We start from the raw sequence: 22,987 nt of genomic DNA, 5'->3' as shown, positions 1-22,987 counted from the left end.
GCGCTTCGATCCCGTGATCAACCAAACCCTGGAGTAGCCATGCGTCGTCGGACCGCAGCGGTACGAACATCGGAACCGTCGGGCGACCGGCGGCGCTACATGGCGGGTCCGGCGGCGCTTCTCGGCGGCCCAGCGAATGTGATCATGCAACTGAGCTGGGCGCCGGTCGGTCGCGGGGTCGTGGAAAGCACCGTGACCAGTGGACGTTTCGATCTGCGTCCACGGAAGCGGGGGCGAACCACGTTGACGTACCTGGCGGTCGCGATGCTCGGCACCGAGGAAGATCGGGTCGCCTTCCGCGCGGCCGTGAACACCGCGCACCGGCAGGTGCGATCGCGGCCCGACAGCCCGGTGCGCTACAACGCCTTCGATCCGCGGCTGCAACTGTGGGTCGCGGCCTGCCTCTACCGTGGCACCCTCGATTCGCTGACCTTTCTGTTCGGTGCGCCGGACGAGGAGTCGGCGGACGAGTTGTACTCGGAATCAGCGCGATTCGGGACAACCCTGCAGGTGCCACCGGAACTCTGGCCCGCGGATCGTGCCGCCTTCGCCGACTATTGGGAGTCCATGCTCCCCGGCCTCTCCTTGGACGACGAGGTACGGGAATACCTCGTGAGCCAGGTGGTCGACATGGGCCCCTACCGGCCGTGGGAGCGACTCCTGTTCCGCCGGGTGAACAGGTTTTTCACCACCGGCTTTCTGCCACAACACTTTCGCGATGAACTCGGGTTGTCGTGGAGTGGCCGCAAGCAGCGCGCCTTCGAGATCACGATGCGGGCGATCGGCCGCGTGCTGTCGGTGGTCCCCGAGTCCTGGCGGCTGTACCCCTTCGAGACATACCTGCACGACATGCGCCGCCGACGGGCGCGCGGCCTGCCGTTGGTGTGAGCGGCCTGCCACGAATCCGTACTGTTATCGAGCGACCGGCAGACAGCGAACCGCGCGAGGCGCCAGATGTGCCCGCGCCTCGCAGCATTCGGCGTAGAGCCGCTCGTGCTCGTCGGCCGACATCGGGCGGATGAACATGTCGACGGCGGTGAACAGAGTCTCCACGTAGGTGGCGTGCTGGAAGTGGAAGACCTCGGGATGCAACGCGTGGTATCGGCGCCCGAGGTTGTCACGACCTTTGACGTGCTCGTGCGCGGCGCGGATCACGAAGCGGGCATCCGCGCCGGTGTAGGCCAGCCGGATCATCTGTGAGACGGAACGTTGCTTGTGCCACCACAGCCGGTAGGACACATGATCGACGAGGCCGGCCGCGATCGGCGGATGCAGAACCTGCAGGGGTGACTCGGATGTGCTCCGTGAGAGGTCGTGCACCGCGGGCTCGGGCTTCGCGGTGGTGCCGCGCCGTACCCTCCGCATCGCCCTGCGCCACGACAGCAACGGCACCGACCTGGCGATTCTGGGTGCCATTCCGGAGCTCAGACCGAGCCGAACTTGATCGGCGAGGGCCGCGCGACGGATCGACGCCGAAGTTTCGGTCGGCCGTGGCATGTCGAAGGGCGGTGCGGGGTCGTACTCGATGTCCAGCTGAAGGATCCGGGCGCGCTCGGTGCCGCATATGCTGCCGACCAGCGGGAGGCTGCCGCTGTCGGTGACGATCGGACCGACGTCATGCCAGACGAATCGGATGCTCGTTGCCGGCATGAACCGGAGGACCTCGTACGGGCCTATCGCGTCCAGTGCGGTCATGCCCGGGTAACACAGCACGGCGATTCGCATGTGGTTCACCACCGTTTTTCGGCGTGGAACGCGCGGGCCACCATGGCCGACTTCAGTTGCCAGAGTCCGGTGGCGCCGGTCGCATCGATCCCGGTCAAGGCCGCGATCCGGCCGAGCCGGTAGATGACGGTGTTGGTGTGCACATGCAGCTGCCGCGCGGTGCGCTGGCGATTCATGTTGTTGGCGACGAGCACCCGGACGGTCTTGGCCAATGCGGGATGATCGTCCAGCGGCGCGAGCAATTCGCCGAGTCCGGCCAGGCCCGGTCCGGGCCGGGTGAGCTGGTATTCCAGCGCGAGGTCTTCGAATCGGTAGAGTGCGGGTGGGTAGCCGAGTCGGCCCGCGATGTCGAGAAGTTCGTGTGCGAGCTGTGCCGCGTCGGGAATGTCGGCGGTGCCGCTGACGACCACGGCCACGGTGATCTCGGCGCGGGCAGCGGTCGAGAGTGTGTCGACGAGGCTGTCGAATCGGACATCATCGGTGTCGTCACCGGGGATCAGGATGGTGCCGCCGTCGGATGACAGCATCGCGAGGGCGGTATCGATGTGCCGTTCCAGTGCTTTGTGGACACGGTGGAGTCGTCGCCGTGCCGTATCGCCGGTCTGCCACTGCTTCGGTGACCTGCGGGGAATCGACACTGCGAGCACCCGATACGCGTCCGCGATGTGCACGCCCGACTCCCGGGCCATCGTGGTCGTCGCGCGGCCGGCGAGCAGCGCCGAGGTCACGGTCCGCATCGCGGTGTGGTGTTCGCCCGCGACCACGCGGTATTCGCGCAGATACGCGCTGATCATCGTGGTGGACAGGAGATTCGAGAGTCGCACTGATGCGCGCAGTCCCGCGGCGAGCGTGTCGTCGCCATAGCCGTTGCGGGGGGAGAACACCGTGTCCACGCTCGCCCACAGCGCCTCGTGGAAGGCACGGAGGATGTCCTCGATCGACAACCCTTCCCTGGCCCAGACAGCCGCGGCGGTCGTGAGCCAGTCGAGTTCGCCCGCGACATCCTCGTCGTCGACGATGCTCCGGCCGATCCGCGCGCACATGCCGGTGGACGTGGTGAGCTCGTCCGAGATCGCGTCACCGAGCAGCGCACGGCGCCTGGCGAGGTCGCGGACGAAGTAGCTGACGACCCGTCCGGTCATGACGCCGACATCGGGCTGCGCACACCGCGGTGGCTGGTCGGCCAGGTCCAGCGGCATCGTCGGATCCTCCTCGATCGCCTCGGTGCCACCACCTGCGGCGACGCGGGTACGGCCGAGTGCTGCAACCGGCCTGAGCGGTGGTGCCGTCTGTGGTTCTCGGACTGTCATGGTGTGTCCACGGCTTCCAGTCGGTGGCGCAGGACTTTGCCGGTGGCGTTGCGCGGCAGGGCGTCGACGAACCGCACCTCGCGGGGAACTTTGTGTCGCGCGAGGGTGGTGCGCACGTACTCCTTCACCTCGCGCTCGGTACACGAGGCGCCCGGGGCGCGCACCACATAGGCGCGCAGGCTCTGCCCGAAATCGCGGTCGGCGACGCCGACGACGGCCGCCTCGAGGATGTCGGGCCGGTCGACGAGCAGGTTCTCGACCTCGAGTGGGTAGACGTTCTCCCCGCCGGAGACGATCATGTCGTCGTCACGCCCGTCGATGAACAACCTGCCCTCGGCGTCGAAATGGCCGAGATCGCCGCTCGAGCACATCCCGTCGATCATCTCCTTGCCGGTGCCGTCGGTGTAGCCGCTGAAGCTGAGGCCGCTGGTGACGAAGACGGTCCCGACCACGCCCGGCGTGGTGATCCGGCGACGCTGCTCGTCGTAGATCGCGACCCGGCAGCCCACGGGCGGGCGCCCGACCGTGCCCGGCGCCTCGCGCAGATCCTGCGGTGTCGCGACGGCGGCCACGGCGACCTCGGTGGAGGCGTAGAGGTTGTAGAGCACCTCGCCGAAATGCCGCGCGGTGCGCCGGCTCAGGTCCGGTGCCAGTGCCGAGCCTGCCGAGAAGATCACCGTCAACGCGGAGGTGTCGTATTGGGCCAGCACCTGCTCGCCCAGATCGACGATGCGCTGCAGCATGGTCGGAACCAGGACGAGCGCGCTCGCGCGGTGGCGGGCGACGGCGGCCAGGGTGTTGCGGGGATCGAACCGGTCCGGCAGCAGCACCACCGTGTTGCCGAGCGCCCAGCCCAGGATCAACTGCGACAGGCCGGTGCCGTGGAACAACGGCGCGGCGAGGACGATGGTGCTCGTCTTGGGGAGCGGGATGCGATCCAGGAACTGCGCCGACTGCAACGGCGAAACCTTGCCGCGCGGAGCACCTTTCGGTGTTCCGGTCGTGCCGCTGGTGAGTACGACGATGCCGCCGGGCGAAGCGGGCGCTGGTAGTGGAACGCCGGAGTGCCACGCGGCGACGGCGTGGATCGTCGACCGCCCCGGCCGGTCGGTATCGCCTGCGCGCGTGAGAATGATCGGGACCTCGCGCGCGAGATCGTCGAACAGGTAGGCGAACTCGGCGTCGACGAGCAGCATCTTGATCCGCTCGCGCTCCACGACCGTGCGCAGTTGCGGGCCTGCCATGCCGGTGTTGAGCAGGACGATGCGTGCGCCGAGCTTGCCCGCTGCCAGCAGCGACAGGATGAAACCACGGTGGTCGCGGCACAACGCGCCGACCACCGTCTCGGCCGTGACCCCTTGCGCGGCCAGACCGTTGGCGAGGCGGTTGGAGGCGTGATCGAGCTGTTCGAAGCTGATCGGTCCGCGGTCGTCGATCAGTGCGGTGGCCGAACTCGCGACGCGGGTGGCGTGCGCCAGCGTGGTCACGGCCGGGCCGAGAGCGGCGGCGTCACGGGCCGTCCGTAAGAGCTCGATCGGGTGCCGGAGTTCGATCGCGCCGCGTCGGTGTAGGACAGCGGCGGCGGCCAGGGAGTCGGCAACAGCGCGGACGACCTCGGTCGGTGCGAAGGAGACGGACGGCACGGATACCTCCGAGGGTCGGTCGTCGGCAAGGAATTGCCGCCGGCTAGGCGGAATGGAAGCCAGCCTAGCAGTAGAGAGAATCATGGGTAACTTATTCGTCGAAATTGCGAGGGTGTCCATCGTGAATCAATGAGAGTCCGGTCTATTTCGACTAGAACTGACCCGACAGCGTGAGAATTAGCAGTAACATAAGCTCGACGTCGAGGCGTGCTCGGCGGTGACCCGCGCTCGCGAGATTCCGGGGCGAGACGCCTCTGGGAAAGGATGACGATGACCACGGCAACGAAGCCCGGCGATCCCGACTACTCGGACCCGAACAGCGAGGGATATGTCGAGGAGGGTCCGGGCGGGCACTGGCGGCCCACGGCCGGACCGGCCGCGGGATCGGGACTCGCGCCGGTTCCCCGCGAGCTGACCCTCGATCGGGTACGCATCCACATCCCCGACACCTACCGATCACCGCGCAAGCGGCCCGCGCGGCTGGCCGACGCCCTGGACTTCTGGATGTTCGCCGGTGCGGCCGCGAACGTGGCGATGCAGTTCGCCCATCAGGGCGTGGCCGCAGGCGTCATGGAAAGCCAGGTCGAATCCGGAGCCCTCATGGTGCACCCGTGGAAGCGGCTGCGCACCACCTCCGCCTACCTCGCGGTGGCCATCCTCGGCACCGACGAGGACAAGAAGGCGATGCGCGAGGCGGTGAACGTCGCGCATCGACAGGTGAGGTCCCGTCCCGAATCCAAGGTGAAGTACAACGCCTTCGACCGCAATCTGCAGCTGTACGTCGCCGCCGCCATCTACATCGGCTTCGAGGACACCCACCAGTTGCTGTGCGGCAAGATGACCGAGGAAGAGCTGGAAGCGTTCTATCAGGGCGCCGATACCTTCGGCACGACCCTGCAGGTGCACCCCGACATGTGGCCCAAGACCCGCGCCGCCTTCGACGAGTACTGGCTCCGGGCGTGCGAGCAGGTGGTCTGCGACGACGAATTCCGTGCCTACATCGACGATCTCGTGCACCTGCGGATGATCCACTGGTCGCTGCGGCTGCTGTTCGGCGGCCTCCTGGAGTTTCTGACCTCGGGATTCCTGCCGCCGCACTTCCGCGAGCAGATGGGCATCGAATGGAGCGAATCCGACCAGCGCAGGTTCGAGAACCTCTTCCTGTTCGTCGGTTTCGTCAACCGGTTCATCCCGAAATTCATCCGGTTCGCCGGTACCCACTCGATGATGCGTGACGTGCGGCGCCGCATCCGCAAGCAGAAACCGCTCATCTGAGGCGTGCCGCACGTCGTCGCGTCGGTCAGCTGCGCACCTCCGAGGCCGTCGGCGCCGAGGTGTCGGGGTCGGCCGATCGGCCGGCCGGCAGCGTGTAGGTCGCCGCGATCGACAATACGGCGACGACGAAGCAGGCGGCGGTGTACCAGAGGTTGCCGATGGGGTCGCCGTTGCCGGTCTCGCCGTCGGTCGCCGCGAAGAAGTCGGGCAGGGCGGCGAGCCAGAGACCGGCGAAGACCAGCAGGTAGAAGGTCGCGAAACGCTGGATGAAGGGGTCGGTGTAGCCGGGGTCGGGGGTGGTGCCCCGGCGCAGGTCCGACCACTGGCGGAACATGACGATCGAGGCGACCACCATCAGCACCGCGAGTTCCAGCGCGTACACCACCCCGCGCACCGTGGTGCTGCTCATGCCGAGCACGGTCGCCGGAAGCGGCAGCAGGAAGGTGCCCACCGAGGCGAGCAAGCCGATGACCACAGTGCGCCAGGTCAATTCGACGCCCGTGAACCGCTTGCCCGCGTCGACTTGCCGTCCGACGAAGTACTGCACGCAGAACGCCAGCGACATCGGCCACAGCGCGGCGAACACCACCACACTGCCCATCGGCACCGAATCGAACATCGGCTGGTTGATCGGATTGTCCACCGACCACTCCCACCAGCGCAGTTGCGGTCCGAGGTGGTCGAAGATCTCGTAGAAGGCGTGGTGCACGAAGCCGACACAGGTGGCGCCGATCAGCACCCCGAAACGGCGGAAGATGCCGAGCATGCGCACCAGGCCGAAGGCCATCGTCGCCATCAGCGGATAGATCGCGATGATGTAGATCGGCAGGCGGCCCCACAGGAAGTCGACGGTGAACACGTTGTGCGCGAACATCGTGTCGACGTGGTCCTCGATACCGAACGCGGCGGGGAAGTACAGCGGCGGCTCGATGATGAACAGGTACGCCGTCGCGCCGAACCAGAGGACGAGGTTGGTCGGGTCGCCGTGGCGGCGCAGGCGGACGATCGCGAACCAGAGCGCCAGCACCGCACCGAGCACGATGGTCAGCTCGAGAACGGGCAGGGTCCAGTTCTCCAGCCCGAACGGGCTGCGGAACTCGACGAGTCCACCGGCCTCCGCACAGGAGAAGCCGAGTTGGACCGCGAGGTCGGCGAAGGTGGGGGAACAGTGTTCGGCCATGGGTCGGCCCTTCTAGGAGCTCACGGAATCGGCGGTGTACCAGCGGGTGACGTCGTAGCCCTCGTCGTAGCGGCGGAACCACTCACCGGCCAGGTCGGGCAGTTTCTCGTGCGCGGGGTTGTGCCCCGGCGTCTGGCTGCGGATGATCCCGCCAAGGGCGACGAGCTGTTCCTTCAGGCCGAGATCGTCGAAGGCGCGCGGCATCGTGCCGTTGTCGGCGGGGCGCAGGCCGGGCAGCAGCCGGCGCAGGGTCTGCTGATTGCGGTAGCTCGCGAACATCGACAGCGCGTCGACCTGCCGGTCTTTCAGTGGCACATGCTCGTTGAAGCCCGCGCAGGCCACCCGGATCACCCGCAGCACGTGCCGGAACACCGACGGCGCCACCCGCATCCGGTACAGCTCGCTGTTCACCACCGAGTTGAAGATGATCAGCGCCGAACTGCGGTGTTCGACCTCCTCGACGAAATGCCAGATGAACAGCGAGGCCACCCGGTCGTCGCCGGGGGCGAACAACGTGGAGTCGTTGTCGAGCATCAGCTTGAACACCGGGGTGAAGGTGGCCTCGAGGTCGGCGGTGTAGGCCAGGCGGTACTTGACCGGGGTGGACGCGGTGAGTTCGTCGAACTCGCGGATCACCGCGTCGAGGGTCTGCTGTAGCCCGGGGTAGCGACGGATCAGGCCCTTCACATGCTGGCGGTGAGCGGTGGAGTGCTGACCCTCCTGGCGCATGAACGCGTCGGCCTCCTCGGCCACCTCTGGGTCGGTGATCTGCGGTTTCGCCTGGTTGATGAGCTGCACGATCATCTTCTCGAAGCCGATCGCCAGGAACGAGACGGCGTTGGCCATCGAGGAGAACGCCGGATTCTGCGGGTTCCACAGAAACGGCACGTCGTAGTCGGCGAACGCGAAATCCATCTTGCGGACGTGAAGTTCGGTCACGGTGAGTACCTCGTTGTTCGGGCGTGCGCCGGTCCGGCCGCCACTCGGTTGGGTGAGGTAATCATACGACTGAACGTTCGTCTGTATGATTACTTTGACGGAATCGGCCGTGACCAGGGCTTGTGCTAGCGTCCACCGGGTGGCGCGCAGACGGGGATGGGGCGGTAGTCCGCCGGGGGACGATGCGGAGGCGACGCGCCGGATCGTCGCGGCGGCAGTCGAATTGATCGGGCGCACCGGGGCGGAGATCAGCATCGCCGATGTGGCGGAATCGCTCGGTGTCATCCGGCAGACGGTCTACCGGTACTTCCCGAGCGCCGACGCGCTGATGACCGCCGCCGCGATGGCGTCGGTGGAGGGTTTCCTCGACCGGCTCGCGGCGCAGGTGCGCGGGCTCGGTGATCCGGTGGAGGCGATGGTCGAGGCGGTGGTCTACACGCTGGCCGAGGTGCGCCGCACACCGCACCTGGGCATCCTGTTGTCGAGTTCCTACTCCAACGTCCGCCCGGACAGCCTCACCTCCGAGGAGGCACAGGCCTTCGGAATGACCATGATCCGGCGGTTCGACGTGGACTGGGCCGCGCACGGCTACGACGAGCAGGCGCTGCGGGAACTGGTCGAATACGTTCTGCGGACCATGCAGTCGTTCTTCTTGTCGCCCGGCGACCCGCCGCGCACCGACGACGAGCTACGCCGTTACCTGCGGCGGTGGATGGGCACGGCCATCAGCGCTCAGACCGCGGCCGGACAATTCCTGGAGCGCTGAGGCCGCTGCTGTTTTCTGGCGTGTCCCGCGGGGGCGGCCGACGAGGACTCCGTGCGATGACGTCGTTGGCATCGCGGTGGAGCGTCGGCCCGACCCCGCGGGTGCACCGGTGTCGACACCGTGACCGAAAAACATTGCTCCCCCGGACCGTTCGGCGCCTCGTACAACGGGCCGGTCGAGCACCACATCAGGGTGGTTCCCGCTGGGTGACGGCTCAAACGTGGTTCGCCGTTGCTGGTTGAGGACGGATTCACCGGGTAGGCGGCGGATATGGAGATTCTCGTGATTCTCGCCGTGGTCGTCGTGGTGGCGGCCGTCGTGCTGTGGCGCAAGACGCGGGGCGGCCCCAAGCCGCCGGACGAGCCCGAATGGACGGGCAATCCGCCGCGCTGAGCGTTTCCGGCTCAGGGTTTTCTCGCGACGACCAGGACGTTCTTCCCGAACAGCTTGCCGGTCACCGACTGCAGGGCCTTGCTGAGCGGGAAGACGACCCGGTCGTAGAGCTTGAGCGCGCGCATATTGATGCTGCCGTCGTCGTTGCCGAGCAGTTTGTAGGCCATGGTGGCGAAGAAGCCGATCGGATCGCAGTAGCGCGAATCCACCACCTCGAGCCCGGCATTGCGCAGAATCCGGTTCAACTGGGTGCGCCGGTAACGGCGGTAGTGCTCGACTTTCACGTCCATCGAGGAGAAGAGCATCTCGAGCGCGGGCACGTAGATCACCATCGTGCCACCTGGCCGCAACAGTGACGCCAGGTGTTCGGCGGCTTCCTGGTCGTTCTTGATGTGCTCGAAAACATTGAAAGAATAAATGAGCCCGTATTTTTCGGCCTCGGGCGGCTCGGTGTCGCAGTCGACGACTTTGTAGCCCTTCGCCAGCAGCACTTTCTGCAGGTCGGGGTCCGGTTCCAGACACTCGGGGAAGATCTCGCGTTCGGCGAGCAGATCGGCGTAGGTGCCCTGTCCCGCGCCGAAATCGAGCACACGCAGATCCGTTGTGGTGACATGTTTTTCGACGCAGTCGAGGAGAAATTTGTTGTAGTTGATCGCTTCGGCCATCACCTCCAGGTTGTCGCACCCGGTGTAGGCGAAATTGCTGCTCGTCACGCTCGGTCCCCTCAATCCATCGAAATGTGTGAGTCCGTCCGTTCGAGCGGCCATGATGCCACGTCGCGGTCACAATGGTCGTCGAACACCCGTACCGAGCAGGGAGTGACCGTGTCCACCGTCTTCGTAGCATCCGGCGCGGGCGCGGCCCGTCGCCTCGTCGTCGCCCTCGGCGCGGCGATTGTGCTCGCCGTCGCGTTCGTGTTCGCGCCGCCCCTGGTGGCGGGGTGGCTGCCCGGTGCCGATTTCGCCGACGAGCACGCGCTGCGCGCGGGTTTCCGGTCCGCGTTCGTCACGTATTGGCATGCGGGACAGACCGAACTGACGCCCGAGCTGCAGGCGGCGGTGGACTACTGGTTCGGGTACCACGTCGTGAAGGCGGCGGCGGCGTTGCTGTGGTCGATCGTGCTCGTCGTGCTCGGGGTGATGCTGTGGCGGTCCTCGCTGCGCACCCGGCAGCCGAACCGGACGATGTTCGCGGTGGCGGGGGTGATCACCACGCTGGTGCTCGCGGTCGCCGGGGTGGCGGTGCTTGCCAATATTCAAGGGGCCGTGACCCCGTTCGCGTCCCTGCTGCCGATGGCGGTCGACGGCGCGGCCGATGCCTCGCTGGCCGGGGTACTGACCGAGGTGGGTCAGGGGCTCGACGACTACCCCGGTGGTCCGGCGGCACTGGAGGTGATGGTCGAGGACTTCGCGCGCTATCACGTCGCGATGGCCGCGCTCGCCGCGGCGGCGTCGGCCGGGCTCCTCGGACTCGGTGTCGTGCTGTGGCGGCGTCGCGCAGGCGCGGCCGGTCGCGTCCTCGGCGCCTATGCCCTGGCCGCGGTGGCCCTCGGCCTGCTGTTCGCGGTGGTCACGGTCGCCAACGTGACCACCGCGCTCGATCCGGCGCCCGGGCTCGCCGCCCTGATGACGGGTGGCTGGTGATCAGCGAGCCTGCCAGTTCGGGCTGCGCTTCTCGACGAACGCCATCAGGCCCTCGCGGACGTCCGCCGAGCGGGTGAGTTCGGCGATCTCGTGGTCGGACCGGTCCCAGGCGTCGTGGTCGGGCAGGGCGCCGTCGACGATGCCGAGCGCCACCCGCTTGCTCGCCTGCACCGCCAGCGGGGCGTTCGCCGCGATCCGCGTCGCCAGCTCCATCGCGGTGTCGAGGACCCGGTCGGCGGGAACCACCCGGTTGACCAGTCCGAACTCCAACGCGCGTGCGGCGGTGATCGGCTCGCCGGTCAGGATCATCTCCATGGCGACCTTGCGCGGCAGCTGTTCGGGCAGCCGGAACGCCCCGCCCGCGGCGGCGAAGAGACCGCGTGCCACCTCGGGCAGCCCGAAGGTGGCGGTGGACGCGGCGACGGCCAGGTCGCTGGCCAGCACCAGCTCGGTACCGCCACCGAGCGCGAGCCCGTTCACGGCCGCGATGGTCGGCTTGCTGATGGGGTGGCGCATGTAGCCACCGATACCCCAGTGTTCGTGTCCCGCAGCCAGAATCGACTCACCTCGCCCGAGTGCGCGCAGATCCGCGCCGGCACAGAAGGCCCGGTCGCCCGCGCCGGTGAGGACGAAGGCCCGCACGGCGCGATCGTTGTCGGCCTGTTCCAGGGCCGCGCCGAGCTGGGCGCTGACCTCCCCGTCGATCGCGTTCATGGCCTCGGGCCGGTTGATGACGGCGACGAGCACATGCTCGTGCATCTCGACGAGAACGGCGCTCACGATCGACTCCTGCCTTCGTTGTCCCGCCCGGTCGTGGACGGAACCCGACCGACAAGTACCACGCCGCAAGTAGGCTCCGAAAAAATTCGCGAAAGAATCTCCGGCGGGTGTCGATTCGCGCGGTGCCCGTTCGACCTACGGATGAACGCAGCGCCCACCAGGGGCGCCGACCGAAGGAGACACACCATGAAGTACATGCTGATCATGCGCGCCACCGACGAGGCCTTCGCCGAGTTCGAGAACGTCAGCTTCGACGAGATGCTCGACACGATGGGCAAGTTCAACGACGAACTCATCCGCGCGGGCGTGCTCGTCGCCGCCGAAGGGCTCGAGGACGCCGCCGAGGGCGTTGTCGTCGACTACTCGTCCGAGCCGCCGGTCGTCACCGACGGCCCCTACGGCGAGACCAAGGAACTGTTCGGCGGGTACTACATCCTCAACGTGGCATCGAAGGAAGAGGCCGTCGAGTGGGCCAAGCGGATGCCGATGACCGGTCCCGGCATCAAGACCGAGATCCGGCGGGTGCCCTCCATCGACGAATTCCCCAAGGACAACGTCTGGGTACAGAAGGAACGCGCCTGGCGCGAGTCCACCGGGCAGCTCTGAGGCGATGACGGAGCACACCGGACGTGCGGCGGTCGCCGCCGTATGGCGGATCGAGTCGGCGCGCATCGTCGGCGCGCTGGCCCGCTACACCGGCGACTTCGCGCTGGCCGAGGATCTCGCCCAGGAGGCACTGGCCGAAGCCTTGGTGACGTGGCCGCGCGACGGTGTGCCCGCGCATCCGGCCGGGTGGTTGCTCACCACCGGACGACGGCGCGCGATCGACGCGTTCCGCCGTCGCGCCGCCCTGGACGAGCGCTACACCGTCCTCGCCGCCGGACTCGGCGAGGGCGGTGCGTTCACCGGTGGCGAGCCGGTCCCCGCCGGTGAACCGGTGTGGGATCCCGAGCAGATCGACGACGACGTCCTCGCGCTGATCTTCATCGCCTGCCATCCGGTGCTCTCGCGCGAGGCGAGGCTGGCGCTGACCCTGCGCGTGATCGGCGGTCTGACCAGCGACGAGATCGCCGCGGCCTGCCTGGTGCCGACCGCGACCGTGCAGGCGCGGATCACCCGGGCCAAGAAGACCCTCGCCGCGGCACGAGTGCCGTTCGAGGTGCCGCCGCTCGCCGAACGCCGCGAGCGGCTCGGTTCGGTGCTCGGTGTGATCTATCTGATCTTCACCGAGGGATCGACGGCGAGCAGCGGCGGCGACCTGATCCGATTCGACCTCGCCGGGGAAGCGCAGCGCCTGGCGCGAGTGCTCGCCCGGCTGATGCCCGGCGAACCCGAGGTCTTCGGCCTGCTCGCCCTGCTCGAACTCACCGCCGCCCGGTTCCCCGCCCGCACCGGACCCGACGGCGAACCGGTCCTGCTCGAACAGCAGGACCGGCGCCGCTGGGACCGGACCGCGATCCGGCGCGGCCGCGCCGCCCTGGCCAAGGCCGAACAGGCCGGGCGTGGGCTCGGCGCCTACGGGCTGCAGGCCGCGATCGCCGAGTGTCACGCCGTCGCCCCGTCGGTCGAGCAGACGAACTGGGAGCGCATCGTGCTGCTGTACGAGGCGCTCGGCAGGCTCGCGCCCTCACCGGTGGTCGAGCTGAACCGGGCCGTCGCGGTGTCGATGGCCGCCGGAGCGGCCGCGGGTCTCGCCGTCGTCGACGAGCTGGCGGCCGGGGGAGCGTTGTCGTCGTCGCATCTGCTGCCGAGCGTGCGTGGGGAACTGCTGATCCGCCTCGGCCGCGTCGAGGAGGCGCGCGGTGAGCTCACCGAGGCGATCCGGCGCTGCCGCAACGACCGCGAGAAGGCCGTGCTCGCGGGCAAACTCCAGGCACTCTGACCACAACGACACACAAGCGTAAAGTTTTGTCCGCGTACCGATCGGGTAGTCCAGAATGGCGACGACGAGAGGTTTGTGGATGTCTCAGGAATCGAAATCGGTGTTGCACCGGGCAATCGGTGCATCGGCGATCGGAAATGCGGTCGAATGGTTCGACTACGGCGTCTACGCCTACCTCGCCACCTATATCGCGGCATCGCTTTTCCCCGGTGACGGAACCGGATCCAGCGTTATCTATACGCTGCTCGGTTTCGCGGTCTCCTTTCTGATCCGCCCGATCGGCGGCATGATCTGGGGTCCGCTCGGTGACCGCATCGGCCGCAAACGCGTGCTCGCGATGACCATCATGCTGATGGCCGGTTCCACCCTCGCCGTCGGTCTGATCCCGAGTTACGAGGTCATCGGCATCGCCGCGCCGATCCTGCTGTACGCACTGCGCATGGTGCAGGGTCTGTCCGCCGGTGGTGAATACGGCGGCGCCGCGACGTTCATGGCCGAATACGCGCCCGACCGTAAACGCGGTTTCTACGGCAGTTTCCTCGAAGTCGGCACACTCGCCGGTTTCACGCTCGGCAATCTGACGGCGCTGCTGCTGGTGAATGTGCTCGACGCCACGAGCATGGAATCGTGGGGCTGGCGTATTCCGTTCCTGATCGCCGCACCGCTCGGCTTGATCGGTATGTATCTGCGCAGCCGGGTCGAGGACACCCCGGTATTCCGCGAAATCGAGGCGAAAGACGAGACCGAGGAAACGGTCGGGGTCTATCGCGATCTGCTGACCACATACCTGCGCCCGGTGCTGACGCTTTTCGGTCTGGTCATCGCCTTGAACGTGGTGAATTACTCGCTGCTGAGCTACACGCCGACCTATCTCGGCAACACCATCGGCATGGCGGAATCCGACGCGCTGCTCGTGCCGCTGATCGGCCAGATCGTGATGCTGCTGACCCTGCCGTTCCTCGGTGCGCTGTCGGACCGGATCGGGCGCAGGCCGATGTGGCTGTTCTCCTGCGCGGCGCTGATGATCTCGGTGATCCCGGTGTACATCTTGATCGGCACCTCGCTCACCGGCGCCATCGTCGGCTTCGCCATCCTGGGCCTGCTCTACGCGCCGCAGCTGGCCACCATTTCGGCGACCTTCCCGGCCATGTTCCCCACCATCGTGCGGTTCGCGGGTGTGGCGATCGGCTACAACGTGGCCACCTCCATCTTCGGTGGCACCGCGCCGGTGATCAACCAGTCGCTCATCGAGCTGACCGGCGACAATCTGTTCCCGGCCTACTACATGTTCGGCGCGTGTCTGGTCGGCCTGATCGCCGCCTACTTCCTCATCGAGACCAAGGGCATGTCGCTGCGTGGCACCCAGGTGCCCGGCACGCCGGAAGCCCTCGAGGAACAGCGCGAGCTCGGCGAGCCGGTGGGACTCGCCGAGGGGCTCGATCCCGCTGTCCCGGTGAAGTAGGTCCTCAGGACCGGAACACCGCGAGTGCCTCGTCGCCGAGGTGCGGCCCGCTCACCTCGATGGCCACATTCGAACTGGCGACCACGTCGGCGCAGCTCGAGGTGAAGCTCGGTCCCGGCCCGAGGATGGGCCCGAACTCCGAGGCCGCCGCCGCGAACACGATGCGCCCCACCTGGGCCCACACCATCGCGGCGGCGCACATCGGGCACGGCTCACCGCTGGCATACACCGTGGCGCCACGCAGCGCCTCGGCCTTGCCGGCGGCGGAGGCGACGGTGATCGCGACCAGTTCGGCGTGGGTGGTGACATCGCCGGTGGTGGCGACGGCGTTCGCGGATTCGGCGAGCACTGTACCGTCGCGGTCGACGGTGACGGCGCCGAACGGCCGGTCACCGAGCACCGCCGCCTGGGCAGCGAGGTCGATGGCCCGGCGCAGGTAGGCGATGTCGGTGTCGGTGAGTGTGGTCATGCGCTGAGCTCCACTTCCGTTCCGCGGCCCTGGGCGCGGGCCTTGTCGATGAGCAGGCGGGCGGTGACGAGATCTTGCAGGCCGATACCGACCGAGTTGAACAGGGTGATGTCGCGTGGGCCGGCCCGGCCGGCCGCCCGGCCGAGGACGACCTGGCCCAGTTCGGTGCTCACCTCGGCTTCGGTGATCGCGCCGTCCGCGATGGCCAGCAACGTGTCGCCCGACTTGGTGAGCGTTGTCGAAACCGAGTCTACGATCACGCGCGCCCGGCGCATGGCAGCCCCGTCGACCTCGCGGTGATCGGCGCGTGGCGGGGCGCCGACCACGTTCACGTGCAGCCCCTCGCCGAACCAGGCACCGCGCACGACCGGCTCCCGTGCGGGGGTGAGGGTGCACAGCACATCGACCGCCCGTGTCACCGACTCCGGTGACGGCATCGCCCGCACCTCGAGCTCGAGGTCGGCGATCGCACCGCGGAACCGCTCGACGGTGGCGGCGGACCGCGACCAGACCAGCACGGTCTCCATGTCGCGTACCCGGGCGACGGCGCGGGTGTGCTCGATAGCCAGCGCACCGGCTCCGATCAACCCCAGTGTGGAACTCTCCTGCCTGGCAAGATATTTGGTCGCCACCGCGCTGGCAGCGGCCGTACGAACGGCGGTGACGAGCCGTCCGTCGACGAGCGCCTCACAGCTGCCGTCGAGCGCGGAGGTCACCAGGATCACCGAGCGCTGTACCGGCAGTCCGAGTTCCCGGTTGGCGGGGAGGTCGGCGAGCAGTTTCACGGCGGCGGCCCCGGCGGATTCGGCGGCGGCGACCATCGGAACGAAGGCGGTGTCGCCGACACCGACCGCGGGCGGCGCGGGGACCACCGCCGTGCCGAGCGCGAGGTCGGCGTGCGCGCGTTCGACGGCGGCGAGCACCTCCGCGCGATCGATCAGGGCGGCCACATCGGAATGCGACAGGATCAGAGTCATCGGTGGCTCCTCGGAAGCGGTGGATCAGGAGGTTCGGGCGAAGGCGACGGTCAGGTCGCGCGGTGCACGGCTGTTGCCGACCAGACCGCTCACGGCGACGATCGCGATCAGATACGGCAGCATCACCAGCAGCGCGAACGGCACGTCGACACCGAGCGCGGGCAACGCGAACTGCAGCGCCTGGGCGATGCCGAAGAACACCGACGCCCAGATGACGCCGAGCGCCCGCCAGCGGCCCGCGATCACGGCGACCACGGCCAGATACCCGATGCCGCCGGTCATGTTGTCGCTGAACGAATGCACCTCCGACAGCGCCAACTGCGCACCGCCGAGGCCCGCGGCGAACGCGGCGAGCAGCACGCAGCCGTAGCGGACGGCGCGCACGGGCAGGCCGGTGCGATCGGCGGCCACGGCGTCCTCGCCGATCGCGTCGACCACCAGGCCCATTTTGGTGCGGCGGGAGAACACGAACGCCGACCCCGCGACGAGGGCGATGCACAGGTATCCGAGTACGGTCTGCCCGAACAGCGCCGGACCGATGACCGGAATATTGTGCAGCACAGGAATTCTCAGTGCCTCGAAGCCCACAACGCTGTGCCCCTTGCCGTCGGCGAGCAGCAGGCGCGCGCCGTAGGTGGTCGCGCCGAGCGCGAGCGCGTTGCTCGCGATGCCGACGACGATCTGGTCGGCACGCAGTCCGATACTCCAGACGGCCTGTAATGCACCGAATGTCAGGGCGGCCAGCACCGCGGTGGCCGCGCCGAGCACCGGCGACCCGGTGGCGACCGCACCGAGTACGCCCGCGAACGCGCCGGTGAGCATCATCGCCTCGAGGCTCAGATTGAGCACGCCCGCGCGCTCACTGACCAGCTCACCGCTCGCCGCGACGAGGATGGGCAGGGTGAAGCCGATGCCGCTGGTGGCGATGTCGGTGACCGTGTCGAGGCTCATCGGCTCGCTCCTGCCGCGTCGGTGGTGCTCGTGTCGGGAACTGGTTGTGACGCAGCGGCTTTGCGCGTTCGGGATGTCCAGATGGCAGCGCCCGCGATGAAGACGATCATCAGGGACTCCACGACCGCGATGGTCGAGGCGGGCACGTTCGCGGCCAGCTGCAGGTTGATCCCACCGGAGACGAGGAAGCCGAGCAGGAGCGACACCGCGGCGACGGCGCTCAGGGAGCCACGTGCCAGCAGCCCGACGACCAGCCCGGAGAACCCGTACCCGGAGGAGAATCCCTCGGCGAGGACGAACGGCGCCGTCGCCACCAGCAGTCCGCCCGCGATGCCCGCGAACGCACCCGCCGCCGAGAGGCTGAGGAAACGCAGTCGACCCACCGGCAAACCCAGCCTCGCCGCCGCGTCGGGATTGAGCCCGACCGCACGCAACCGGGTACCGAGTGCCGTGTGGCGCACCAGGATCGCGGTGCCGAACGCGGCGAGCACGGCGATCCACAGGGCAATGGTCGCGGGGGAGCGTTCGATACCGAGCAGGGGCAGATGCGCGGCCTCGGCGAGTTGTTCGGACTGCGGCAACGTCTCCGAGGAGGTCACCGGCTGACGCAGCAGCGCGGGCTCGTGCACGACGAGCAGCACCAGCGCCAGGCCGACGAAGTTGAGCAGCAGCGTGGTGATGATCTCGCTGGTGCCGCGCGCGACTCGCAGATACGCCGCGATCGCGGCCCACAGCCAGCCCGCGGCGGCCGCGCCGAGCAGCACCGTTGGCACCGTGATCGCGGCGGGCGTGTCGGTGAGGGTGGTGCCGATCGCGGTGGCGGCGATCCCACCGGCGCAGATCTGGCCCTCACCACCGACATTGACCAGCCCGGCGCGGTGGGCGATGGTGAACCCGACGGCCACCAGCATCAGCGTGGCCGCGACATTGAGCGAGGCGCCGACCGCGTAGTCGCTGCCGAACATGCCCTCCCACAGCGCTGTCATCGTGGCGCCGGGGGCGGCGCCCGCGACGGCGGCCAGGATCAGCCCGATCACTCCGGCGGCCAGCATGGCCGCGACAGCGACGACGAGCGGGTGGTGGCCCGCGGAGAGCTTGCCGAGGCCGCGCGGAACGCCCCGCGACGCCGGTCGAGACGGGGTCTCGGTCGCCGTGGTCCGACCAGGTGCGCTCATGCCGCGACTCCCATCATCAATTCGCTGATCTGCTGTGCGGCAACGGGATCGGTGGTTTCGACGGGCCCGGCCAGTTCCCCGCGATAGGCGACGAAGATTCGGTCGCACAGGGCAAGCAGTTCGGGTATCTCGCTCGATACCACCAGCACGCCGCAGCCACGCGCGGCCGCGTGCCGAAGCTGCGTCAGCACGAAATCGACTGCGCCGATGTCCAATCCGCGCGTCGGCTGGGCAGCGACCAGCAAGCGCAGGTTCGCCGCCGACAGTTCGCGCGCCAGCACGACCTTCTGCTGATTGCCGCCCGACAGCGATCCCATCGGCGCCCACGGACCGGCCGCGCGTACATCGAAGCGGTCGAGTTCGGCCTGCGCGGCGCGACCCATGGCCTGTTTGTCCAGGAGGCCGAAGCGGCGGAACCGGCCGAGGCTGCCGAGGAAGAGATTCTCGGCCAGCGTCATGTCGGCGACCATGCCGTCGCGGTGGCGATCTTCGGGGACGACGCCGAGACCGAGCGATGTTCGGGTGGCGGGGTTCGCTGTGGTGATGTCGGCTCCGGCGAGCGCGACAGTGCCCGACCGCACCGGGGTGCCACCGGCAAGCACCGCGACGAGCTCGCTCTGCCCGTTGCCCTCCACGCCCGCGATCCCGACGATCTCGCCCGGCCGCACGGCCAGGCTCGCTTCGTCGAGCGCGATACTGCCGTCGGCTCGGTGGACGGTCACCCGGTCGACGGTGAGGACCGCTGCGGGCGGGTTCGATTCATGCGTTGTGACGGTTTCGCCGCGGCGTCGACCGGTGGTCCTGTGCTCGCCCGGATCCAAGCCGATCGTCGCCGCCACGGTCGGGTCGAGATCGGTGGCCTCGCGGCCGACCATCGCGGTGAGTAACTCGGAAATGGTGGTCTCGGGCAGCGGACCGCCGCCGGCGACCGTGCCGCGGCGCAGCACCGTCGCGGCGTCGGCGACTCTGGCCACCTCGCCCAGCTTGTGCGTCACAAGGACCACGGCCTTGCCGTCGGCGGCGATGGCACGGCAGGTGTCGATCAACGCGTCGATCTCGGCCGGATCGAGCACTCCCGTCGGTTCGTCGAGCAGGATCAGCGCCGGATCGCGCAGCAGGGCTTTGACGATCTCGACCTTCTGCCGGGCGCCCACCGGCATCGTCGCGACCTGCTGGTCGAGATCGATGCGCAGCCGATAGCGGTGGGCGATCTCGTCGAGACGGCTGGTCAGATCCGCACGGCGCAATCGCAACCCGTGCTGGGTGAGCAGCAGATTCTCCGCGACGGTCATGGTGGTCACCAGGCTGAAGTGCTGGTGCACCATGGCGACGCCCGCCCGCATCGCGGCGGCGGGCGATTCGGGCCGGAAAGCCTTGCCGCCCAGTTCGATTCGTCCGGCATCGGGTGGGTAGCCGCCGAAGACGAGATTGCACAGTGTCGACTTGCCCGCGCCGTTCTCGCCGAGAACACAGTGGACGGTGCCGGATTCGACGGTGACGTCCACGTCGTGCAATGCCCGGACCGCACCGAAGCTCTTTCCGACCCCGTGCAGGGTCAAGGCGGGAGTGCTCATCGGCATCAGTACGGCTTCACCGTGCCGGTGGACAGGGCCGTCTTCGCCTTGGCGAGCGCGTCGGCGACCGCGGCGTCCTTGTCGCACAACACGAAATCGGTGCCGTCGTTGGGCGAGGTGAGCCCGAAGCGCACGTTCTCCGCCTTCCACGTGTTGTCGAGCGCCGTCTTCACCGCGTACTCGACCTCGGCGCCGATATCGGTGTGCACGTAGCCCAGATACACGGGATCGGTGCAGTCACCGGGGATCGGACCGCCCACCAAGGTGGCACCGGCCTGTGCCGCTGCCTGCTCCAGGCCCGCCTTGCCCAGATTCACGATCTGGCCGAGTGTGCCCGCGCCCGCGCCGTAGTCGGCCAGCGCTGCCTGCTTGGCCTTGGCCGGGTCGTTGAAATCGCCGATATACTGCGGAGTCAGCACCCTGGCGTCCGGCTTCGCGAACCGCGCGCCGTTACCGAAAGCATTGGCGGCGTTGACGATCGCGGGCAGTTCGACGCCGCCGACGAAGGCCACCGCGCCGGTCTCGGATCCGGCCGCGGCCACCGCGCCGCTGAGGAACTCTGCCTCGGCCTGCTGCGGGTCGTAGTAGGCCAGGTTGGCCATCGGCTTCGCGTCGGCGGGCCCACCGATCTCCACGAACTTCACACTCGGGAACTGCGGGGCCACCTTGCGCACATCGGCATCGGTCTGGCCGCCGAGCGCGATGACCAGATCGTTGGTCGAGGCGAAACGGACGAGCGCCTGCTGATAGTCGGCCGCCGCGACCTGCTCGACCTTGCTCAATTCGACCTTGTCGCCGAGGGTTTCGGCGACGCGCTGGTAGCCCAGATACCCCGACTGCATGAAGCCGGTGTCGGAGAGCGAACCGGGGAAGAACACGCCGACCTTCAGCTTGCCGCCCGTCGCGGCGGTGTCAGCGGAACCGCAGGCCGACAACAGGGCAGCGGCGGCGAGGGCGGCCGAGCCGAGGGCGATCGCGCGCCGGGTGGAGTTGTGCACGAGGTACTCCTTGATCGAACGAACCGCCCACTTAGCGGTATACCGTTAAGTGTCAGCGTGCGGTCCGCGAATGACGGCCGGATTACCGAAAAGTAAGAATCGGTCGCACGGTGCGCGCGGGGCTACCGTGGAGTCGGAATCGGGGCGGAAGGATGGTGTGGTGGCGGGACCGGTCAAGAAGTCGCTGCGAGATCAGGCGTACGAGGAACTGCGGGATCGGATCATCGATCTGCGGTTGAGTCCGGGGCAGCGGTTGGTGGAACGCGATCTCGCCACCGAACTCGACATCTCCCGGATTCCGCTGCGCGAAGCGCTGCATCTGCTCGAACGCGAAGGGCTGGTGGTGATCGTGCCCCGGCAGGGCGCGATCGTCGCCCCGTTCACGGTCGCCGATGTGCGCGACCTGTTCGACGTACGCGAGAGCCTCGAGGTGCTGGCCGCCCGGCTGGCCGCCGAACGAGCCGAACCCGCCGACCTCACCGCGCTGCGCGCCCAGCTCACCGCCGCCCGACGGGCCACCGAACGCGGCGAGCAGGCCGCCATCGCGGCCGCCAACGCCGGATTCCACGCGCTCATCGTGGAGATCTCCGGCAACCCGTTGCTGCAATCGCTGTTGCGGCCCTTGGAGTCTCGCGTGCGCTGGCTGTTCCACCTCACCAAGGAGCGCGACCCGGGCACCCAATGCGACGAACACGAGGCGCTCTACGCCGCGATCGCGGCAGGCGACCCGCAGGCCGCAGCCGACATCGCCTACCGCCATGTCGCCTCCGGGCGCGAACCCAGCCTGGCTCTTGCCGAGCAGTGGGCGACGCCCGTCATCGACCCGGTCAGTGCCACCCGCACGCGTCAGCGCACCACGAACCGCGACAGATCGGCGTGATCAGCCGCCGCCCGCCGGAGCTCGGCCGGCGGCGGCCGCATGATGGAGGGCACTGCGTGCCGCGCGCACGGCCGGATGGTCGCCGGTGCCGTTGCGGTAGGCGAGACGGGTGCGGCGGCGAATCGGCAACGCGGTGAGGGCGAGCCGTTCCGGCGGTGCGTACAACGCCAGGCCTGGGATGATCGCGGCGCCCGCGCCGGCGGCCACCAGGGCGAGCACCGTGTCGAAGTCGTCGGCGTGATGACGCACGCGCGGTGTGAAACCCGTTGCCTGACATGCGCGGATCGTCATCGTGTGGCACAGCGTGCCGGGGGTGCCCGCGATCCAGGGTGAGTCGCGGTGGGCGCGCAACGGATCGTCGGCGGGCGCCGGATCGCGGGTGGCGAGAAAGACCGTTTCGGTGTGCAGCGGTTCGGTGTGCAACGCCCGGTCGGTGTCGGCGGGCACCAGGTCGTAGTCGTGGGTGAGCGCGATATCGAGGGTGCCTGCCCGCAGGGCGTCGGGTACGTCGGCCGGATCGATCTCGGTGACGGTGAGTTCCAGGCGTGGGTGTTCGGTGCTGAGGGTGACCAGGGCGGGGGAGAGCAGGGTGCGAGCGGCGGTGGGGAACGCGCCGATGCGCAGAGTGCCGACCAATGCGGCCCGCGCACCGGCCAATTCGGCGTCCGCGCGTTCGAGGGCGGCGAGCACGGTCTCGGTGTGGCCGACCAGCAGATGGGCGGCGGGGGTGAGCGTCACCCGGCGGCCCGATCGCTCGAGCAGTGCCACGCCCGCGTCCTTCTCGAGCGCGCTGAGCTGCTGGGACACCGCCGACGGCGTGTAGCTGAGGGCCTCGGCGACCGCCGCGATGGTCCCGCGGTGAGCGAGTTCGCGCAGCAGGCGGAGTTTGCGGACATCGAGCATCAGTTCAGCTTACGTTCTACCTCATGAACGTGAACTGGACCTTATGGTCGCGGGGTTCGACG

23 protein-coding genes are annotated in these 22,987 nt (G+C 68.3%); 9 read left to right on the top strand and 14 right to left on the bottom strand.

What is annotated here, in order from left to right:
* The first annotated feature begins 39 nt into the window (after positions 1 to 39).
* Positions 40 to 888, top strand: a complete 849-nt coding sequence (locus tag NI2_RS10335; RefSeq protein ID WP_084476300.1) for an oxygenase MpaB family protein — start codon at positions 40 to 42, stop codon at positions 886 to 888.
* 24 nt (positions 889 to 912) lie between these two features.
* On the opposite strand, the gene NI2_RS35085 is transcribed toward NI2_RS10335, so the two are convergent.
* The 3 genes from NI2_RS35085 to NI2_RS10320 all read right to left on the bottom strand — a co-directional run bounded on the left by NI2_RS35085 (position 913) and on the right by NI2_RS10320 (position 4,678).
* Positions 913 to 1,725: an oxygenase MpaB family protein gene (locus NI2_RS35085; protein WP_243749961.1), complete on the bottom strand. Its 813-nt coding sequence runs from the start codon at positions 1,723 to 1,725 to the stop codon at positions 913 to 915.
* 5 nt (positions 1,726 to 1,730) lie between these two features.
* Complete coding sequence (locus NI2_RS10325; RefSeq protein ID WP_067489174.1) at positions 1,731 to 2,924, bottom strand: PucR family transcriptional regulator; 1,194 nt, start codon at positions 2,922 to 2,924, stop codon at positions 1,731 to 1,733.
* A 107-nt stretch (positions 2,925 to 3,031) separates the two neighbouring features.
* Entirely contained in the window at positions 3,032 to 4,678 is a 1,647-nt protein-coding gene (locus NI2_RS10320) for an AMP-binding protein (RefSeq protein ID WP_067488840.1), read from the bottom strand.
* 270 nt (positions 4,679 to 4,948) lie between these two features.
* Between NI2_RS10320 and NI2_RS10315 the strand changes: the two genes are divergently transcribed.
* Positions 4,949 to 5,953, top strand: a complete 1,005-nt coding sequence (locus tag NI2_RS10315; RefSeq protein ID WP_084476344.1) for an oxygenase MpaB family protein — start codon at positions 4,949 to 4,951, stop codon at positions 5,951 to 5,953.
* Between the two features lie 25 nt (positions 5,954 to 5,978).
* Here NI2_RS10315 and NI2_RS10310 read toward each other — a convergent pair whose 3' ends face one another.
* Together NI2_RS10310 and NI2_RS10305 are read right to left on the bottom strand one after the other, a co-directional pair.
* Positions 5,979 to 7,133, bottom strand: a complete 1,155-nt coding sequence (locus NI2_RS10310) for a hypothetical protein (RefSeq protein ID WP_067488838.1) — start codon at positions 7,131 to 7,133, stop codon at positions 5,979 to 5,981.
* A gap of 12 nt (positions 7,134 to 7,145) precedes the next feature.
* On the bottom strand, positions 7,146 to 8,072 hold the full coding sequence (locus NI2_RS10305; RefSeq protein WP_067488836.1) for a metal-dependent hydrolase: 927 nt from the start codon (positions 8,070 to 8,072) through the stop codon (positions 7,146 to 7,148).
* Between the two features lie 139 nt (positions 8,073 to 8,211).
* On the opposite strand from NI2_RS10305, the gene NI2_RS10300 reads away from it, so the two are divergent.
* Positions 8,212 to 8,838 (top strand): TetR/AcrR family transcriptional regulator, encoded by a 627-nt coding sequence (locus NI2_RS10300; protein WP_067488834.1) that lies wholly within the window; start codon positions 8,212 to 8,214, stop codon positions 8,836 to 8,838.
* A gap of 270 nt (positions 8,839 to 9,108) precedes the next feature.
* The gene (locus NI2_RS35080; RefSeq protein ID WP_255284010.1) at positions 9,109 to 9,231 is read left to right on the top strand and encodes a hypothetical protein; all 123 of its coding nucleotides are present in this window, start codon (positions 9,109 to 9,111) and stop codon (positions 9,229 to 9,231) included.
* An 11-nt stretch (positions 9,232 to 9,242) separates the two neighbouring features.
* Here the strand turns inward: NI2_RS35080 and NI2_RS10295 are convergent, their stop codons facing one another.
* Positions 9,243 to 9,944, bottom strand: coding sequence for a class I SAM-dependent methyltransferase (locus NI2_RS10295; RefSeq protein WP_067488832.1), 702 nt, complete (start codon positions 9,942 to 9,944; stop codon positions 9,243 to 9,245).
* Positions 9,945 to 10,055: 111 nt separating this feature from the next.
* On the opposite strand from NI2_RS10295, the gene NI2_RS10290 reads away from it, so the two are divergent.
* A complete protein-coding gene (locus NI2_RS10290; protein ID WP_133734089.1) occupies positions 10,056 to 10,874 on the top strand; it encodes a hypothetical protein in 819 nt (272 codons plus the stop codon).
* On the opposite strand, the gene NI2_RS10285 is transcribed toward NI2_RS10290, so the two are convergent.
* On the bottom strand, positions 10,875 to 11,657 hold the full coding sequence (locus tag NI2_RS10285; protein ID WP_255284013.1) for a crotonase/enoyl-CoA hydratase family protein: 783 nt from the start codon (positions 11,655 to 11,657) through the stop codon (positions 10,875 to 10,877).
* A gap of 183 nt (positions 11,658 to 11,840) precedes the next feature.
* On the opposite strand from NI2_RS10285, the gene NI2_RS10280 reads away from it, so the two are divergent.
* The 3 genes from NI2_RS10280 to NI2_RS10270 all read left to right on the top strand — a co-directional run bounded on the left by NI2_RS10280 (position 11,841) and on the right by NI2_RS10270 (position 14,998).
* Positions 11,841 to 12,260 carry a YciI family protein gene (locus tag NI2_RS10280; protein ID WP_067488828.1) on the top strand — a complete coding sequence of 140 codons (420 nt, stop codon included), beginning with the start codon at positions 11,841 to 11,843 and terminating at the stop codon, positions 12,258 to 12,260.
* A gap of 4 nt (positions 12,261 to 12,264) precedes the next feature.
* On the top strand, positions 12,265 to 13,536 hold the full coding sequence (locus NI2_RS10275; RefSeq protein ID WP_067488826.1) for an RNA polymerase sigma factor: 1,272 nt from the start codon (positions 12,265 to 12,267) through the stop codon (positions 13,534 to 13,536).
* A 79-nt stretch (positions 13,537 to 13,615) separates the two neighbouring features.
* Complete coding sequence (locus NI2_RS10270) at positions 13,616 to 14,998, top strand: MFS transporter (RefSeq protein WP_243749959.1); 1,383 nt, start codon at positions 13,616 to 13,618, stop codon at positions 14,996 to 14,998.
* Positions 14,999 to 15,002: 4 nt separating this feature from the next.
* Here the strand turns inward: NI2_RS10270 and NI2_RS10265 are convergent, their stop codons facing one another.
* The 6 genes from NI2_RS10265 to NI2_RS10240 form a co-directional block, all read right to left on the bottom strand.
* Positions 15,003 to 15,467, bottom strand: a complete 465-nt coding sequence (locus NI2_RS10265) for a nucleoside deaminase (RefSeq protein ID WP_067488824.1) — start codon at positions 15,465 to 15,467, stop codon at positions 15,003 to 15,005.
* A complete protein-coding gene (locus NI2_RS10260) occupies positions 15,464 to 16,444 on the bottom strand; it encodes an ornithine cyclodeaminase family protein (RefSeq protein WP_067488822.1) in 981 nt (326 codons plus the stop codon). The genes NI2_RS10265 and NI2_RS10260 overlap by 4 nt, the downstream gene beginning before the upstream one ends.
* A gap of 24 nt (positions 16,445 to 16,468) precedes the next feature.
* Positions 16,469 to 17,395 carry an ABC transporter permease gene (locus NI2_RS10255; protein ID WP_067488820.1) on the bottom strand — a complete coding sequence of 309 codons (927 nt, stop codon included), beginning with the start codon at positions 17,393 to 17,395 and terminating at the stop codon, positions 16,469 to 16,471.
* Complete coding sequence (locus tag NI2_RS10250) at positions 17,392 to 18,447, bottom strand: ABC transporter permease (protein ID WP_067489165.1); 1,056 nt, start codon at positions 18,445 to 18,447, stop codon at positions 17,392 to 17,394. Before NI2_RS10250 ends, NI2_RS10255 begins: the two co-directional genes overlap by 4 nt.
* Before the next feature lie 119 nt (positions 18,448 to 18,566).
* Positions 18,567 to 20,144 (bottom strand): ABC transporter ATP-binding protein, encoded by a 1,578-nt coding sequence (locus NI2_RS10245; RefSeq protein ID WP_067489162.1) that lies wholly within the window; start codon positions 20,142 to 20,144, stop codon positions 18,567 to 18,569.
* A gap of 5 nt (positions 20,145 to 20,149) precedes the next feature.
* Positions 20,150 to 21,142, bottom strand: a complete 993-nt coding sequence (locus NI2_RS10240) for a BMP family protein (RefSeq protein WP_067488814.1) — start codon at positions 21,140 to 21,142, stop codon at positions 20,150 to 20,152.
* Positions 21,143 to 21,302: 160 nt separating this feature from the next.
* On the opposite strand from NI2_RS10240, the gene NI2_RS10235 reads away from it, so the two are divergent.
* A complete protein-coding gene (locus NI2_RS10235; RefSeq protein WP_243749958.1) occupies positions 21,303 to 22,022 on the top strand; it encodes a GntR family transcriptional regulator in 720 nt (239 codons plus the stop codon).
* Here NI2_RS10235 and NI2_RS10230 read toward each other — a convergent pair whose 3' ends face one another.
* Positions 22,023 to 22,925, bottom strand: a complete 903-nt coding sequence (locus NI2_RS10230; protein WP_067488813.1) for a LysR family transcriptional regulator — start codon at positions 22,923 to 22,925, stop codon at positions 22,023 to 22,025.
* Positions 22,926 to 22,987: the final 62 nt, after the last annotated feature.

Origin of the sequence: Nocardia ignorata NBRC 108230 (assembly GCF_001612905.1) — a bacterium.
GTDB classification, from domain to species: Bacteria; Actinomycetota; Actinomycetes; order Mycobacteriales; family Mycobacteriaceae; genus Nocardia; species Nocardia ignorata.
Note: the sequence above shows the minus strand (reverse complement) of the source record. Positions and strands in the feature narration are given on the sequence as shown.